Origin of the sequence: Bryocella elongata (genome assembly GCF_900108185.1) — a bacterium.
GTDB lineage: Bacteria > Acidobacteriota > Terriglobia > Terriglobales > Acidobacteriaceae > Granulicella > Granulicella elongata.
In genome coordinates this window covers 149,343-164,916 of the sequence record NZ_FNVA01000005.1, presented here as the reverse complement: position 1 = coordinate 164,916, position 15,574 = coordinate 149,343, and the positions used below count along the sequence as shown (strand labels likewise).

At 62.7% G+C, this 15,574-nt stretch carries 15 protein-coding genes; 2 read left to right on the top strand and 13 right to left on the bottom strand.

The annotated features are described in order from the left end of the window. Positions 1 to 16: 16 nt before the first annotated feature. The 5 genes from C4S68_RS14880 to proB all read right to left on the bottom strand — a co-directional run bounded on the left by C4S68_RS14880 (position 17) and on the right by proB (position 7,602). On the bottom strand, positions 17 to 3,424 hold the full coding sequence (locus C4S68_RS14880; protein ID WP_160115172.1) for a TonB-dependent receptor: 3,408 nt from the start codon (positions 3,422 to 3,424) through the stop codon (positions 17 to 19). 373 nt (positions 3,425 to 3,797) lie between these two features. Further along, positions 3,798 to 4,199: a DUF2237 family protein gene (locus C4S68_RS14875; RefSeq protein WP_103933872.1), complete on the bottom strand. Its 402-nt coding sequence runs from the start codon at positions 4,197 to 4,199 to the stop codon at positions 3,798 to 3,800. Between the two features lie 276 nt (positions 4,200 to 4,475). Then, complete coding sequence (locus C4S68_RS14870) at positions 4,476 to 5,342, bottom strand: prephenate dehydrogenase (protein ID WP_103933871.1); 867 nt, start codon at positions 5,340 to 5,342, stop codon at positions 4,476 to 4,478. 5 nt (positions 5,343 to 5,347) lie between these two features. Then, positions 5,348 to 6,760, bottom strand: a complete 1,413-nt coding sequence (locus C4S68_RS14865) for a glutamate-5-semialdehyde dehydrogenase (RefSeq protein ID WP_235011618.1) — start codon at positions 6,758 to 6,760, stop codon at positions 5,348 to 5,350. Beyond that, positions 6,757 to 7,602, bottom strand: coding sequence for a glutamate 5-kinase (proB, locus tag C4S68_RS14860; protein ID WP_235011617.1), 846 nt, complete (start codon positions 7,600 to 7,602; stop codon positions 6,757 to 6,759). The genes C4S68_RS14865 and proB overlap by 4 nt, the downstream gene beginning before the upstream one ends. Positions 7,603 to 7,702: 100 nt before the next feature. Here proB and C4S68_RS14855 point away from each other — a divergent pair, with 100 nt between their 5' ends. Beyond that, positions 7,703 to 8,557, top strand: a complete 855-nt coding sequence (locus tag C4S68_RS14855; protein WP_103933869.1) for a TlpA family protein disulfide reductase — start codon at positions 7,703 to 7,705, stop codon at positions 8,555 to 8,557. Between the two features lie 72 nt (positions 8,558 to 8,629). Here C4S68_RS14855 and aroF read toward each other — a convergent pair whose 3' ends face one another. The 6 genes from aroF to trpB are packed head-to-tail and all read right to left on the bottom strand — an operon-like array spanning position 8,630 to position 13,385. Next, positions 8,630 to 9,673, bottom strand: coding sequence for a 3-deoxy-7-phosphoheptulonate synthase (gene aroF, locus C4S68_RS14850; RefSeq protein WP_103933868.1), 1,044 nt, complete (start codon positions 9,671 to 9,673; stop codon positions 8,630 to 8,632). 46 nt (positions 9,674 to 9,719) lie between these two features. After that, entirely contained in the window at positions 9,720 to 10,169 is a 450-nt protein-coding gene (locus tag C4S68_RS14845) for a chorismate mutase (RefSeq protein WP_327333701.1), read from the bottom strand. Next, positions 10,166 to 10,606: an Imm50 family immunity protein gene (locus C4S68_RS14840; RefSeq protein ID WP_160115171.1), complete on the bottom strand. Its 441-nt coding sequence runs from the start codon at positions 10,604 to 10,606 to the stop codon at positions 10,166 to 10,168. The genes C4S68_RS14845 and C4S68_RS14840 overlap by 4 nt, the downstream gene beginning before the upstream one ends. After that, on the bottom strand, positions 10,603 to 11,793 hold the full coding sequence (gene trpA / locus C4S68_RS23970; protein ID WP_407641111.1) for a tryptophan synthase subunit alpha: 1,191 nt from the start codon (positions 11,791 to 11,793) through the stop codon (positions 10,603 to 10,605). Before trpA ends, C4S68_RS14840 begins: the two co-directional genes overlap by 4 nt. Beyond that, complete coding sequence (locus C4S68_RS14825) at positions 11,794 to 12,147, bottom strand: hypothetical protein (RefSeq protein ID WP_103933866.1); 354 nt, start codon at positions 12,145 to 12,147, stop codon at positions 11,794 to 11,796. It abuts the gene before it with no gap. Beyond that, complete coding sequence (trpB, locus tag C4S68_RS14820; protein WP_103933865.1) at positions 12,144 to 13,385, bottom strand: tryptophan synthase subunit beta; 1,242 nt, start codon at positions 13,383 to 13,385, stop codon at positions 12,144 to 12,146. The genes C4S68_RS14825 and trpB overlap by 4 nt, the downstream gene beginning before the upstream one ends. A gap of 407 nt (positions 13,386 to 13,792) precedes the next feature. On the opposite strand from trpB, the gene C4S68_RS23235 reads away from it, so the two are divergent. Then, entirely contained in the window at positions 13,793 to 14,128 is a 336-nt protein-coding gene (locus C4S68_RS23235) for a hypothetical protein (RefSeq protein ID WP_160115170.1), read from the top strand. Positions 14,129 to 14,205: 77 nt separating this feature from the next. Here C4S68_RS23235 and C4S68_RS14810 read toward each other — a convergent pair whose 3' ends face one another. Continuing rightward, positions 14,206 to 14,856: a histidine phosphatase family protein gene (locus C4S68_RS14810; RefSeq protein WP_103933863.1), complete on the bottom strand. Its 651-nt coding sequence runs from the start codon at positions 14,854 to 14,856 to the stop codon at positions 14,206 to 14,208. A gap of 27 nt (positions 14,857 to 14,883) precedes the next feature. Next, positions 14,884 to 15,570: a phosphoribosylanthranilate isomerase gene (locus C4S68_RS14805; protein ID WP_103933862.1), complete on the bottom strand. Its 687-nt coding sequence runs from the start codon at positions 15,568 to 15,570 to the stop codon at positions 14,884 to 14,886. Positions 15,571 to 15,574 lie beyond the last annotated feature (4 nt).

Genomic DNA, 15,574 nt, shown 5'->3' with positions numbered 1-15,574 from the left:
TGTTGGTGGGTAAGGGTTAGAAGAACAGCTTCGCGGAGAACTCCATCTGGCGGGCCGTGTAGAGACCGCTGTTGGTAGCCGAAGCTGCGCCGAAGGCCGAGAGGCCGGTGCCGGAGTAGGGCGAGATGCAGCCCTGCAGGACGGAGCCGGTCGGAACCGTGGCCGCAGTTGTAGTACCCGCAGCCGTCGAGCAGGCCGAGGTGGCCGAGGTCGAAGACGTCGCGTACTGCGAGTAGGTGCCGTTTACGGACGTGACAATCTTGTGGTTCAGCAGATTGAAGGCGTCCGCAGAGAACTGCAGATACATCTCCTTGTAGATCGGGAAGTTACGCTTCACGCTGAAGTCGAAGTCGTTGAAGCCCGGTCCGATCTGGGAGTTGCGGCCGATCTGGGGAGGACGGCCCGTGGTCGGCGTTCCCGAACCCGAGCTGATCGCGCCACCATAGATGCCACCGTCGTCGCCATAGCTGGTTGAGTTCGTCGAGCCCGCGTATACCGTGCCGCTCATGGAAGCGAAGATGGGCTGGCCCCCAGAAGCGATCTCGGACCCGGCAAAGGTGAATCCGTCCACCACCTGCTTCACAATCTTGTTCGACTCGAAGAGGTGGGGCTGGTAGACGAGGGTGAGTGTGAAGCGATTGCGGATGTCCGTATCGGACAGGCCGTTCTCGCAACGGATGCAGTTCGGGTCGAGCGGAGTATCGCCACCGTAGAAGGTGCCGCTGGAACCAGCAACCGCGCTGGTGTCGCTTGCATGAGCCCAGGTGTAGTTCAGGATGTACTCAAGGCCGTTGGCGAAGGGACGGCGGACCGTCGCAGCCAGCGAGTTGTACCAGGTATTCGCGACCGAGAAGCCGGTGTTGAAGCTGGCCAGCGAGGTATTGCGGCGGTCGGACGGCAGGTATACCGGAACCGTCAGCGTCTGGATCACCGTGTTGCTGGCGTTCAGGACGTCGTAGGTGCGGATGCCGTGCGGGGTCTGACCAACCAGGTTGGAATCGATGAAGACGGGAAGGCGCATGCCGCGCGTGCCAACATAGCCAACCTGCAGAGACATCTTCCAGGGGAGCTGCTGCTCGACGGAGAGATCAGCCTCGTGCGTGTACGGCGGAGCGAAGTTGGGATCGAGGCCGTGGAAGCTGTAAGCCGGTGCTGCCGTCAACGCGGTCACTGAAGGAGTGGTACCACCGGTGGGGTGCAGCGAGCCGGAGATCGACGGGCCGGTCGGGGTGAACGGAAGGTTCGGGAAGGCAAGGCGGGTGCCTGCCGTCGGGACCGTAGCGCAGGAGCTGGTGGTGGTGCCGCTGGTCGGGCCGCAACCGGAGTAGTTGTAGTTCAGCTGAACCACGCCGTTTTCGACGCGATCCGCATAGTACGTGGAACCCTGGTTGAGTGCCGAGAAGATACCGTAGCCGCCGCGAACGACGCTGCCGGTGAAGGGCTGCCAGCTGAAACCAACACGCGGTTGAATGCGGTTGGTGTTCTTGATGGTCTGCGTGTAGTAGCTGGAGATAGGTGGGAAGAGATTGTTCACCAGCGACGGAGGCGGGGTGACCTGGATGTCGTACCGGATACCCGCGGTAAGAGTGAAGTTGGGGCGAAGCTTCCAGGTGTCCTCGGCGAAGCCGTCGAACATCTTCATCCAGAAGTCGTCCTTACCCTGGGTGCCGGCAGCCGTATTCACCAGATCGACCGTCTGTACGAACGAGGTGTAGTGGTAGCCCTGGAACGGATCGGTATTGCCGGTCTGACCAGCGAAGGCATCCTGCGACCACGACTGGAAGTTCTGGAGCGAGGTCGAACCGGAATAGGAGTAAATACCACCGCCCTGGAACAGGTTGATCATGACCTCGTGAACGATGTTGACGTCGCCGCCGAACTTGAAGGTGTGGTGCCCCTTCGTGGTCGTGAAGACATCGGTGAGCTGGATGCGCTTTTCGTCAGGCTCCGCAATACGTGGCAGAGCGTTGGGCATGCCGTAGGTATCGACACCCATACCGACCGAAGGTCCGGGCGCGTTGGCGCCAGCGGTCTCGAGATCGCGCCCCCACTGCCAGTGCACTTGGTTGACCGAAGCCTTACCGAGCTGCGTCGTCAGGCCGCCGACGAGGAAGCGCTCGTGGTAGCTGGTGGGCGCGTTGGTCGAAGGCGAGCTGTTGGAGAAGGTATTCGCCGAGCTGTAGCCGTAGGTGGAATCGTAGTCGACGAAGTTGAAGTCGACGAAAGCGTCGTTGCGATTATTGATGTGCCAGTCGAGACGCGGGAAGAAGAGATTCTCCTTCAGGAAGCGTCCCGGAGCGGCGGTGGAAGTCGTCTGCAGGAAGCTGATCGCGTTGGTGCACTGTGTTGCGGTCAGCGTCGTGGGGCACTGGGTCGGCGTGATGGTGGTGGTCGAAGTCGTCGTCCCGGATGGTGTCAGGGAGATGGTGTTCGAGTCCGTGTACAGCACGCGACCGGCGCGACGGAAACCGTCATAAGTGAAGAAGTAGAAGAGACGATCCTTCATGATGGGACCGCCGACCGAGCCGCCAAACTGCTGCTGCTGGTGAACCGGCTGCGTAAGCAGGAAGGCATTGCCTCCGTTATGCAGCGCCTGATACTTGCTGTACGGATCGAGGGCGTTCATGTCCGGGTAGCGCAGCTTGTAGAACGCGTCACCATGGATGGCGTTGGTGCCGGACTTGGTGATGGCGTTGACCTGGCCGCCAGCGGCCTGGCCGAACTCGACGGAGTAGTTCGAGGTCTCAGCCTGGAACTCCTTGATGGAGTCGATGGAGTACACGTACTGTGCGCCCGACGAACGGCCACGGGCCTCGGAGAACAGCATCTGGTTGTTGTTCGAACCGTCGACGTAGTTCTGGTTGTAGAGGCCGGAGATGCCGTGGAAGCTGACCAGGCCGGTGCCGCCATCCTGCACCACGTTGGGCGTGTTAAGCACGAACGCGCTCCAGTTGCGGGTCGCGACGGGGAGATTCGCGAGCAGCTGGGGATCGAAGGTCTGCGAGACTTCGGTCTTCTCGGTATCGAGGATCGGGGTATCGGAGCTGACGTCGACCGAGGTGGCGACGGAGCTGGTGTTCAGCTTCGCGTCGATGGTCAGGATCTGACCGACGGTGAGCTGCAGGTTCTTGCGGTCGAGGGTCCCGAACGACGGAGCGGCGATGATGACCTCATAGCGGCCGGGAATCAGAAAGTTCGCCGAGTAGATGCCGGCCGAATCAGTGGTCAGGCTGCGGGTGACACCGGTGTCGAGGTTCTTGACGCTCACGGTGGCATTGGGGACGACGGCGCCCGACGGATCCGTGACTGTACCGACGATGTTGCCGTTACCGGAGGTCTGGGCGTGCCCGGCGAACGTGGCAGCAGCTGCCAATGTCAGCGTCGGAAGAACCGCGCGCAGTCGTTTTGTGAAGGAAAGAGACATATTTGGAGAGACTCCTGTCATGCTGGCGTAGTGAAACAAAGGCGAAGGCCGAAAAACACCACTGCCGAAGTCGGAAGTTCGCCTTCGGCAGGAATATCGATGTAGTTATTACTTAAGAGCATCGCCGAGGCGTCAACGCCGTGTCAAGAAAGAACGTCACGGGCAGCGCTGTCGATTGACTGACATTTGATCGTGCTACAAGGCAGCTTCGAGGCGGTTGCAATGGCACACCTGGTCTCGATGCAAGGGGCTGGGCCCCTGTTTGACCGAATGGGAGTTACAAGCGACGCGAGTCTAACTGCTCCAGGCCGGTTGAGAGGCAGGCAGAGGATGGTTATCGCAAGTTTTATGCGGTTTGCTGCTGGTGATCGGGCTACTGCAAGGTCTTGGGGATCACCGCGAACTGCAGCAGGATTTCGAACGGGACGACCTCGAGGGTCGCTTCGTGAGTCGCTTCCAGCACGACTGGGCAGGCCGCGCCGGCGCGCTGCACCTGCAGCCACCGTGCCGCACAGACGCACCAGCGATCGCCAGGCTTGAGGCCAGGGAAACCGAACTGCGGCATGGGTGTGAGGAGATCGTTGCCCAGGCGCGCGGAGGCTTCCAGAAACTCCTGCGTCACCACGCAGCACACAGTGTGCATGCCCACGTCGGCGGCACCGGTGTTGCAGCAGCCATCGCGATAGAAGCCCGTCAACGGATCGGAACCGCATGACTCCAGCGGCTGACCGAGAACGTTCTTCTGTGTGGAGATGAGCTGCTTACTGGCGTCCATCACTACCCCGTACCCTACGAGCCCTGACTGCGCCCGGGGAGATCCCGGGCTGCAGCGTCCGCACTAGAAGTGCGGCTGGAAGAAGATGATGCCGAGAACGCAGCTGACACCAAACGCAATCAGCAGAAACATCCAGTACTTGTCGATCCAAAGCTTCTTGTCGGCCTCGTGCCCCATGCAAATCCTCCAGATGATTCGATGCTACCTGAGTAGGCGGTTTGGCACCAAGTACGAAGCTCGATGATCGGCGTTCCGGGTGCTGCGTGGGGAGATCCGCTAGCTCTTCGCCCGAAACCGATTTGCTGTAGAGAACTCCTCGCGCAGCTCGGGCGTGCGGAGGTTCTCGCGCAGATGCTGGAGGCGCTGTTCAAGCGCGAGGAGCGTGGCGGCGATGTTGTCGGTGTTGGTCATGGCAATGTCGCGCCACATGCTGTAGGGGCTGGCGCCAAGACGAGTGGTCTCGCGCAGGGCGCGGCCCCCGATGGCCTCGACGGCGGCCATGCCGGCTGGGTCGGAGGCGAAGGTATCGACCAACAGCGCGGCAAGAGCGGTGGAGAGCATCTGCGGGAGATGCGAGACCCAGGCGCAGACCTCGTCGTGCTGCTCGGGGTCGATGTCGCGGACGTTGGCGCCGAAGGCGGTGACGAGGGCACGCCATTCAGCTTCGATGGGGGTCGGCTCTGCGATGGGAGTGAAGAGCCAGGTCGCTCTCTGGAAGAGCGAAGCTTCGGCGAGGGCGGCTCCGCCGGACTCCTTGCCTGCCATGGGATGACCGGGGAGAAATGCTGCGTGGCCGGGCCCGTTGTAGAGCTTGTCTGCGAGCGCGCAGATCTCGGCTTTGGTGCTGCCAACGTCGGTCACAAGCTGGCCTTCGTGAAGCACAGGCGCGAGTCGCTTGAGCCAGTCGAGGATGGGAAGCACAGGCGTCGCGAGGACGTAGATGTCGGCGGAGTAGGGCGCGAAGGCCTCGTCGCTCGCGGCAAGCACGCGATCGAGTGCGCCGATCTCAAGGGCCTTTGCGGACTCCGCGGGGTTCGCATCCCAACCGATCACCTCTCCTTCGAACGAGGCGAGGTTCTTCAGCGCGAGTCCGATGGATGCGCCGATGAGGCCATTGCCGAGGATGAGGACGCGGGTTGCCATCGCGTCTACAGCTTACGACGATGGGTGAAGCTTCGTCCGTCCGCTCCGCGGTAGTCGCCAGCGGTGTGGCCTGCGCCGCGAAGGACGTATTTGTAGGTGGTGAGGCCTTCGAGGCCGACCGGGCCGCGGGCGTGGAACTTCGACGTACTGATGCCCACCTCGGCGCCGAAGCCGTAGCGGAAACCATCTGCGAATCTTGTGGACGCGTTGTGGAAGACGCCTGCGGCATCGACCTCGCGCAGGAAGCGCTCGGCGGCAATGGGGTCTTCGGTGAGAATGCTCTCCGTGTGCGACGAGCCATGCGTGTGGATGTGGTCGATGGCCGCATCGAGCGAGCTGACGATGCCGAGCGAGAGCTCCAGTTCGCCATACTCGGTGTGCCAGTCGTGGACAGGCAGGATCTCCATGCCACGCAGGATCTGCTGCGTGATGGCATCGCCGTGCAGGGTGATGCCCCGTGCGCGAAGGTGCTCGGCGAGCTTCGGCAGGAACTCGGTGGCGATCTCGCGATGCACGAGGACGGTCTCGACGGCGTTGCAGGCAGCCGGGTAGTCGCTCTTGGCGTCTTCGATGACGCGCATGGCGAGCTCTTCGTTGGCGGCGCGATCGACGTAGATATGGCAGATGCCTTCGCTGTGGCCGAGCACGGGAATACGCGAGTTGGCCATCACGTAATCGACGAGCTGCTTGGAGCCGCGGGGGATGGCGAGGTCGATGAGGTCGTGCATCGTGAGCAGTTCGTTGGTGCGCTCGCGCCCGACGACGAGGGCGACGGAATCCGCGGGAAGATCGACGCTTGCAAGCGCTTCGCGCAGCACGTGGACGATTGCCGCAGCCGTGCGCTCCACCTCTTTGCCGGGCTTGAGCAGGACTGCGTTGCCGCTCTTGATCGCGAGCGACGCAATCTGGGTGACGGCGTCGGGACGGGCTTCGAAGATAACCGCCAGCACGCCGAGGGGGACGGAGAGCTTGGTGAGATGAAGGCCTGCGTTTGTGGCAGGCTGATCCCGGTTCCCCAGATGCGAGGGACCCGGGGCACCCGAAGTTGTGGAGGGATCCTGGTCGTCGAGCTCGATGGCGTCGAGGGTGCGGCCGAGAGGGTCCGGCAACGCCGCGACGGAGCGCACCTGCGCCACCATCTCGGCGAGCTTGGTTGCGTTGAGCTTGAGGCGCGAGAGGGTTGCAGCGGGAAGCTTCTCGGTCGCGTGCTCGGCGGCGAGTACGTCTTCGGCGCTTGCAGCAAGAAGCTCCGCGGCATGGGCCTCAAGCGCATTCGCCATCGCTTCCAGCGCAGCGTTGCGACGATCTTCGCTGAGCGGCGCGAGCCCACGCGAGGCACGCTTGGCGGCCTCTGCCATGGAGCGCGTGGTCACGTGCGTACCCTCGGCGCGTGTTGCGTCTTTCGCAGCGGCGCTCACCACTGGTCTCCTTCGAACGCGCCAAGAGGCAGCGCCGCGAAGCGAGTGCCGATATTCTGGCCTGCGACGATCTTGTCCAGCACGCCGGGCGTGCGGCCGTTGGCGATGACCACCTGCTTGCCCGCGCGCAGCACAATGCGCGCGCTCTCCAGCTTGGAGATCATCCCGCCTCGGCCGCGACCGTTGCCGCCCACGGCGAGCGCCAGCACGGAGTCGTCGATGACATCGACGTGCTCGATGAGCTTCGCGTCCTCAGCCTCGGGGTTGCGATCGTAAAGGCCATCGACGTCGGAGAGCAGCACGAGAAGGTCCGCGCCAATGTGCTTGACCAGCAGCGCGGAGAGCTTGTCGTTGTCGCCAAAGATTCGTTCCGGCTTGTTGGCGCCTTCGGCGGGGCGGTCGAGTTCCATCGTCGAGACGGTGTCGTTCTCGTTGACGATGGGGATGACGCCCATGGTGAGCAGAGCGTCGAGCGTGGCGCGAAGGTTGGCGTGACGCGCGGGATCGCGGAAGTCATCCTCGGTGAGGAGAACCTGCGCGATGGGGCAGCTGAGGCGGTCAAAGACACTGTCGTAGAGCGCCATCAGCCGCGACTGGCCAATGGCCGCGCATGCCTGCACCTGCGCCACGTTGTTGGGCCGTGTATGGATGCCGAGGCGATCCATGCCGAGGCCTACTGCGCCGGAGCTGACGACGAGGACCTCGAGGCCATCGGCGCGAAGGGCGGCCATCTGTTCGACAAGGCCGCAGAGAAGTCCCAGGGCCACGCGGCCATCGGGCCGCATGATGACGTTGGTTCCGAGTTTGACGACGATGCGACGCAAGGTGGACGGTCTCGACACGGTGTTCGTTCCTTCGATCTTAGCAAGCAGGCGTTAGGTCCTGGGTGCGTGCTGTGGTAGCGTGATACCCGCCGTACAACCAACTGCAGAGGGGTTCACGATGAAAGTTGCACTGCTAACTGCTGCCCTGCTGAGCTCCGCCGCGATGATTGCCGGAGCGCAGGCTACGCCCGACTCGATTACCAAGGAGATCCGTGGACTGCGCGCGTTGCCAGAGGCCGAACGCGGGCCTCGGACGGGCGCCATCGCTCGGGAGATCGCGGCACTTCCTGCGGGCAAGCCGAAACTCTCGCTGGCCGTGGGGCTGGCGCACCTCTCGACGGAGGGCGACCCCGGGCATGACAACCTGCAGGCCGTCACCGATGCACTGAGCTCTGCGCTCGCGGAGGCGCCCGTCCCTGAGTCCGCGCCAGGAAAGCCGGCGGAGCCGTATCACGAGCTCGCCGAGCTGGCGCGCTACGAAGGCATGCACGTAGGCGGCCCGGCTACGCAGGACACTCAGTACGACGCGGCGATGAAGGGGCTTGAGCATGAGGATGACGATGTTGCGAAGGCTGACTTCACGTTGAAGGATGGCAAGGGCAAGAAGTGGACGATGAGCGAGCTGCGCGGCAAGATCGTGCTGCTGAACTTCTGGGCGACGTGGTGCCCTCCTTGCCGCGTCGAGCTGCCAAATCTTGACGTGATCGCGGAACATTATGCGTCGCAGGGACTGGTCGTGCTTTCGGTGACGGACGAAGACGAGATGAAGGTCTTCAACCTGCTGCATGGATCGTTCAACCACATCAACGTGATCTATGATCCGGGCCGCAAGACCGAGGACCGATACCACGTCAACAGCCTTCCCAGAACTTACGTCTTCACCCGCGAAGGCAAGCTGGCAGCGGTTGGCATGGACGGCCGCACGCAGAGGCAGTTCCTGCTGATGCTGCAGAAGGCTGGACTGAAGCTCTAGCGACGATCACGCAGGTACCGCCTGCAAACGGCCGCAGACGAAGCTTGTCTGCGGCCGTGGCCTTTGCGGCACTTACGCGTGCGCCGGAACGACAGCAGGAGCGAGCTTGCGATCGACCACCGGCGCGAGCTGATGCAGCTTCGCCATGAGCTGGTTCAGCTGCTCGGGGAACAAGGACTGTGCGCCATCGCTCATGGCCTTGTCGGGGTTGGGGTGCATCTCCATCAGCAGGCCGTCGGCTCCGGCGGCAACGGAAGCGAGCGCCATGGCGGGGACGAACTCTCGCTTGCCCACGCCGTGCGAAGGGTCGCCGAGTACGGGAAGATGCGTGAGCTTCTTGAGCACGGGGATCGCGGAGATGTCATACGTGTTGCGGGTGTAGGTCTCGAAGGTGCGGATGCCGCGCTCGCAGAGCATGAGGTCGTAGTTGCCGCCGGAGAGGATGTACTCGGCGGAGAGCAGGACCTCCTCGATGGTGGCGGCGATGCCGCGCTTCATCAGCACGGGCTTGCGCACGTTGCCAAGCTCACGCAGCAGGTTGAAGTTCTGCATGTTGCGCGCGCCGACCTGGAAGCAGTCGATGTACTCGAGCATGGGCTCGATCTGCGAGATCTCCATGACCTCGGTGATGACGAGAAGGCCGTATTCATCGGCGGCCTCGCGCATGATCTTGAGGCCTTCGAGGCCCATGCCCTGGAAGCTGTAGGGTGAGCTGCGGGGCTTGTAGGCTCCGCCACGAAGGAACTGGCAGCCCGCGGCGGCAACCTGCTTCGCGCTGAGGCGGATCTGATCGCGCGACTCCACCGAGCAGGGGCCGGACATGACGACGACCTCTTCGCCACCGACGACGACGCCGTTGGGGAAGGTGATGCGGGTGCCTTCCGGGCGGAAGCCGCGGCCCGCGAGCTTGTAGGGCGAGCTGATGCGGTAGGCCTGGTGCACGCCGGGCAGCACCTGGAACTCGGTGACCTCGAAGTGGGCGGGGGTGCCGACGCCCGCGAGGATGGTTTGCGCTTCGCCTGTGGTGCGGTGCACGTTGAAGCCAAGCTCCACCATGCGCTCAATTACGGTTGTGATCTGTTCATCCGTTGCCTGGTCCTGCATTGCGACGATCATTGCTTTGTCCTTTTCTTCAAGCTTGTCTGTCACGGCGGAGCGTGACCTAGCGTTGGTTCTGCCGGGGAATGTAAGGCTGCTGCGGGTGCCGCTTGTCTTCGCCGGCCTGGGCTGTATCCGCAGGCTTCTGCAGCGAACGCATGACGTCCATGATGCGTTCATAGATGTCCTGGATCTGCGTGCCGGAGAGCGACTCGGGCTGGCGGCTGGCGGCCTTGGCGCGGGCGCGGTCATAGACGACCTGTTCGCGCTTGGGCTCGTAGACGGGCGATGCGGCCTGTGCCTTGAGCTTGCCGATCTCGATGGCGGCAGCGGCTCGTTCGCAGAGCAGGGCCACGATCTGCTCGTCCAGTTCATCGATCTTGTTACGCCAGTCTGCGATCTCCATGCCGTCCCCTGCCTCGGAGCCTTCGCGGCTCCCGATGTGATGGCGCGCCCTGCGACGCGCGAAAGTTGTCTCTGTGGGTCGATGATAGAAGTTTCGCGCAGTGTTCATGCGGACGAATCTCCTTGAGCCTGGCTCCTGGCGTAGACGCTTCCCGGCGGAATTCCGGGTTCAATTGCTACGCGCATGCGCTTTGCCGAGATGAAGCCGTTGAGTCCGTAACAGTGTTCCAGCATGAGCTTCACGCCGTCGCTTGCCACCTCAACATCGAGGCCCGCGAGCACATTCTGGTGATTGAAGCCGTTCAATTCCGAACCCGTAACATCCTCAAGTTTAAAGATCACCGTCGCGTGCTTCACCGTTCGATAGTGACCGGACGATGTAACTTCGCTCGTCATCTCGAATGCGTGAACCCGCACCTCCGACTCGACTTCCCTCTTAAGACAAAGCTCCGTGACCTCGGCATCATGAAAGGATGGCCAATAGCCGAACCACTGCCAGAGGGTCTCGAGTCCCGGAACCGTTTGTCCCAGCCCATCGAAGCTCACGCGACGCCTCCTCTTAGACTGGCGACGAATGCTCCGACTGCCGCAGGAGCTTCGGCTGCGAGCGTCTTCTCGATGAGCGCGACGATGGCCGAGCCGATGACGGCTGCGTCGGCGAACTCGCCTACGGTCTTCACGTGCTCAGGCGTGGAGACGCCGAAGCCGAGCGCGACGGGCAGTGTGGTGAATTGCTTGATGCGCTGGACTAACTCCTTGGCCCCGACGGCGAGCTCCTGCTGCGTGCCCGTGATGCCGGTGCGGGAGATGGCGTAGACGAAGCCCCCGGAGTTTTCGGCGATGGCTTTGAGGCGAGCGTCGGGCGAGGTGGGCGCGGCGAGGAAGACGGGCGCGAGGCCGTGCTCGTGCATCACGCGGAGATAGTCGGCGGCTTCCTCGACGATCATGTCAGTGAGTAGCACGCCATCGGCTCCGGCTTCTTTCGCGGCCTTCGCGAATGCGTCCATGCCTATGCGGACTACAGGATTGGCCTTTTGAGCTGCCTCCGTGAACGCCATCGAGGCCGCAGCACGAAAAGCGGTTGGACTCGACTCAATCTCGTGACTTGAACCACCCGTCAACACGACTCTGATATCGACCCTCTCGTGTCCAGCAGTCATGCCATCGCGAGCGGCGTCTCGTACAGCAGCTTCGATCTCTGGAATATATTCGGCGCTTATCGGGCTGATGCGCGGATCAGAGCTGAGTGCATCAAATCCTGTGGCAAAATCAGGAGCAACACTGAAGTCCAGCCCCATACCTTCGGCATTCGGCTCGATCCGAAGTTTTACGTGCGCATACATGCCTGAAGGACTAATGACCCGGACGTACTTAGCTTCTCCTTCGGCTCTGGCGTCGATTTCCCCAGCGATTTTCTGCTGGACTTTAGCGAACTGCAATACAGGATTGAGATAGCTGAAGAGGATGAGGCCGGCGTTGGGACGGGCGGCGCGGATCTCTTTGCAGATGCCGAGGACGTCGGTGAGGCGTGTGCCTCGTGCGACGGCACGCTCGGACGCGCGTTGGATCACAGGGCCATCGGCGAGGGGGTCGCTGAAGGGCACGCCGAGCTCGATGACGTCGGCGCCGTTGTCGATGGCGGCGATGGCCATGTCGCGCGTGGTGGCGAGGTCGGGATCGCCGGCGGTGAGGTAGATGACGAGGCCGGGTTTGTTGGAGAACGTGATAGGCATTTAGGCCCGCCCCTCCACTTGGGTGTCGATGAAAAGGTTCAGCTGGCCGAGTATTGCATTGCCTTCCTCGAAAGAATGGCCAGTTCTCGTATCGAACTCTTCGATTCCAAGTTCCTCGAGAACGACGGCGAGAGCATTGCGAAAGAGACGAACCTCTTTCAAATCGAGCATTATCCTTGCTTCTTTGGAAAGGCCACGGAGAGAGACAACAATCGATTTGAAGTCGTCCTTGGATATCCCAATGGTGCTCTCGAAATCAATCACTTCAAAACCATTGAGCACTTCGTTCGCGACATTCCAAACCAACAGATCCATGGTGCCCTCGTCGATCTCAAGGCGCATCGGGGTCGTCATTTCTGCGCTCCTTCCAAACTCATCTCACTACGCAGAATGCCGATGTCCTTATCGCCACGACCCGAGACGTTGACCATGAGGATCTTGTCCTTGCCCATCTTCGGTGCGAGCTTCATGGCTTCTGCTACGGCATGCGCGGATTCAAGCGCGGGGATAATGCCTTCGGTGCGGCTGAGTACCTTTACCGCTTCGAGGGCTTCGTGGTCGGTGGCGCTGGTGTAGGTGGCGCGGCCGGAGTCGTGCAGCATGGCGTGCTCGGGGCCGACGCTGGCGTAGTCAAGGCCCGCTGAGACGGAGTGGGTTGCGGCGATCTGGCCGGCGTCGTCCTGCAGCACGTAGGAGAACGTGCCCTGCAGCACGCCGGGTACGCCGCCGCCATTCTTCTGGAAGCGCGCCGCATGTTCTCCGAGTGCCGTCCCGCGGCCACCCGCTTCGACGCCGATGAGCTGCACGTTCTTGTCGGGGATGTACTCGTAGAACGCTCCGATGGCATTCGAGCCGCCGCCGACGCAGGCGACGATGGCATCGGGAAGGCGGCCTTCATGCTCCATGATCTGGCGCTTGGACTCCTTCGAGATGACGCGATGGAAGTCGCGCACCATCGTCGGATACGGATGCGAGCCCAGCGCGGAGCCAAGGATGTAGAAGGTCGAGCGGACGTTGGTGACCCAGTCGCGCATGGCCTCGTTGATGGCGTCCTTGAGGGTGGCGGAGCCGGAGTTGACGCCGCGCACCTCCGCGCCCAGCAGGCGCATGCGGTAGACGTTGGGCTCCTGGCGGCGCATGTCTTCCTCACCCATGTAGACGACGCATTCCAGCCCAAACAGCGCGCAGACCGTCGCTGTCGCGACGCCGTGCTGGCCTGCGCCGGTCTCGGCGATTATGCGCTGCTTGCCCATGCGGCGCGCGAGCAGAGCCTGCCCAAGCGCGTTGTTGATCTTGTGCGCGCCGGTGTGGAGCAGGTCTTCGCGCTTGAGGTAGATCTTCGCCCCACCCAAGGATTCAGACAGACGCTTGGCGTAGTAGAGCGGTGTGGGACGGCCGACGTAGTCCTTGAGCAGGCCATCGAGCTCGGTGTGGAAGGCGGGATCGGCCTGGGCGACGGCGTAGGCCTGCTCAAGCTCCTGCAGCGCGGCCATGAGCGTCTCGGGGACGTAGCGGCCGCCATAGATGCCGAAGCGGCCGGGCGTGCTGGCGGAGGGGAGAGAGACCGGACTGGTGAGCTGGGCGATGCTCATTGTTTCCTCGGGACCTCAGGGGCGAAAGCCCCGGTTCATTCGTTCGTTCAACGTCACGTAGCGCACAAAGCAAAAGCCGCAACCTTTGGGAGGTCGCGGCTCGGGGGCTTGATACAGAATCTTTGCTGAGAACTTGTCAGCGCAGGTTCAGACCGCCGCGGCCGCTACCGGAGGCCAGTAGCGGAACGGAAAGAAAAACGGGCTGAACACCTTGCACATTGGGAACAGCCTACACCCGCGCCATGAAAGACGGCAAGAGGTTGCCCGCGAAATAAGTGTATTTGGTGCATCTGGTGCGCGGATGCGAGGCATCGGACCTGATTGTTGCGGCTTTATCACGAGACGCCTTGGAATGATGAGACGTCCAGCAAGGCGAAGGCCCGGGCCGCGACAAGGAGAGTACTCCGATGACAATTCCGACGATTTCTCTTGCTGCAAAGCGTGCTCTTGCTTTGGCTGTGGCTTCGGCCACGCTGGCGCTTCCCATGACCATGAACGCGCAGGAGTCCCACGAAGACGCCGTTGCGCAGACGCATCGGCACGATGCCCGGCACCACACCAAGGCCAAGTTTGTGGCCGGCGGCGCCGTGGGCGGCGCGGTTGTCGGTGCGAAGGTGGGCGGCCCGGTGGGCGCGCTCGTCGGTGCTGGTGCTGGCGCAGGCGCTGGCCTCGCGCTGAATAAAGCGCATCGCCACCATGAGATCAAGAAGCGCGAACACTATGGCGATCCGTACCAGCGCTAAAGACCAACACTAAGGCGCTTTGCGCTCGAAGTGCTTGATGAGTTCGACTGAGTGGCGGCTTCCTTCTGTCCTGGCCATTAGGACTTGAGGAGCCGCCATTCGCCGTTCGTGAGCTCGACGTTCATCGTCTCGGTGTTCCGGACGCGGTGCACATCGTCGTAGGCGCGGAAGTTCGCCATCTTCTCGTGTGGCGTCCACTCGGGATAGAACAACGTGTGCCGCAGCGCCTGCATGAAGTGTCCGTGCGTGAAGAGCAACACGCGCTCTTCAGGTCGCTCCGCAAGCGTTGCAAGAGCAGCCTCGGTGCGGCCAAGAAGATCGCGGAAGGTTTCCGTCTCCTTGGCGTGGCGATAGTCGGGATCGGCCTTGCGCCAGAAGCGTTCCACCATCTCGAAGGTGTCGTCCGGACCAGCGTCCCAATAGGCCGGATCCCAGAAGGTGAACTCGTGGATGGGCCAGGTTTCGACGGGAACGCCGGGAAAGCGCGCGATCGTCGGCGCGGCTGTCTGCTGCGTGCGCAGGTAGGGCGAGACGACGATGAGGTCCGGCGTGAAGGCCCACTTGTCCGCGAGGATCTCGGACTGCCTCTCGCCGACGTTGGTCAGCGGAATCTCCGCGAAGCCGCCGTCCCATTGCCCGATGTTGGCCATGCTCTCGCCATGGCGGATAAACGTTGCGCGGCGCGTCACAGCGCTGGCCGCACCGGAAGCCCGGTCGATATCAATCATCACAGCTTCAAGTTTACGACGCGGGCTTTACGACGCGCTGCGAACCTGCTTCGCGTGGCGCGCATTCACAAGGAACTCACGCAGCTTGACGGGGTCCTTGGCACCGGGAGAGGATTCCACTCCGCTGGCCACGTCCACGCCCCACGGGGCGAAGGTATGGATGGCTTCTGCCACGTTGTGCGGGTTGAGCCCGCCCGCGATGAGGACCTGGCCACCGGTCTGCGTCTGCACCTTGCGCACGAGGGCTGCGGTGGCGTCCCAGTCGAAGGTCTTGCCGGTTCCGCCAGAGGCGCCGCCATGCGAGGCGTCGAGTAGCGCGGCTGCGACGCAGGGATGCGTGAGCGCTGCATGAAGTTTGAGGCGCAGCTCCTCGGGTGTGGTGTCCGCAGCAACGTCGATGACCTGAAGCAGCGTGAGTTTGCCCTCGGTGCGTGTGGTGATGGCTTCGAGGAGCTGCGGGTCGAAGGCGCTGTGCAGTTGCACCATCGTGAGACCCGCGCGCTTGGCGGCGTCCACGATCTCGCCGGGATCGGTGGTGGTGAAGACTCCAACCTTCTCGACGGTGGCAGGCAGGTGCGGCGTAATGGCGGCGACCTGCTCTACGGTGACGATGCGCTTGCTGGGCGCGAAGACAAAGCCGACAGCGCTCGCGCCGAGTTCAGCCGCGAGAGCGGCGTCTTCGAGGTTCGTGTTGGCGCAGATTTTGAGGAACATATGC

What these genes read in the sequence shown, in the direction of transcription:
- C4S68_RS23235 (WP_160115170.1), top strand. Translation starts at nt 13,793, where the DNA reads ATGACAATTCCGACGATTTCTCTTGCTGCAAAGCGTGCTCTTGCTTTG.
- C4S68_RS14875 (WP_103933872.1), bottom strand. Translation starts at nt 4,199, where the DNA reads ATGGACGCCAGTAAGCAGCTCATCTCCACACAGAAGAACGTTCTCGGT.
- trpB (WP_103933865.1), bottom strand. Translation starts at nt 13,385, where the DNA reads ATGAGCATCGCCCAGCTCACCAGTCCGGTCTCTCTCCCCTCCGCCAGC.
- C4S68_RS14880 (WP_160115172.1), bottom strand. Translation starts at nt 3,424, where the DNA reads ATGTCTCTTTCCTTCACAAAACGACTGCGCGCGGTTCTTCCGACGCTG.
- trpA (WP_407641111.1), bottom strand. Translation starts at nt 11,793, where the DNA reads ATGCCTATCACGTTCTCCAACAAACCCGGCCTCGTCATCTACCTCACC.
- C4S68_RS14870 (WP_103933871.1), bottom strand. Translation starts at nt 5,342, where the DNA reads ATGGCAACCCGCGTCCTCATCCTCGGCAATGGCCTCATCGGCGCATCC.
- aroF (WP_103933868.1), bottom strand. Translation starts at nt 9,673, where the DNA reads ATGATCGTCGCAATGCAGGACCAGGCAACGGATGAACAGATCACAACC.
- C4S68_RS14810 (WP_103933863.1), bottom strand. Translation starts at nt 14,856, where the DNA reads ATGATTGATATCGACCGGGCTTCCGGTGCGGCCAGCGCTGTGACGCGC.
- C4S68_RS14845 (WP_327333701.1), bottom strand. Translation starts at nt 10,169, where the DNA reads ATGAACACTGCGCGAAACTTCTATCATCGACCCACAGAGACAACTTTC.
- C4S68_RS14855 (WP_103933869.1), top strand. Translation starts at nt 7,703, where the DNA reads ATGAAAGTTGCACTGCTAACTGCTGCCCTGCTGAGCTCCGCCGCGATG.
- C4S68_RS14805 (WP_103933862.1), bottom strand. Translation starts at nt 15,570, where the DNA reads ATGTTCCTCAAAATCTGCGCCAACACGAACCTCGAAGACGCCGCTCTC.
- C4S68_RS14825 (WP_103933866.1), bottom strand. Translation starts at nt 12,147, where the DNA reads ATGACGACCCCGATGCGCCTTGAGATCGACGAGGGCACCATGGATCTG.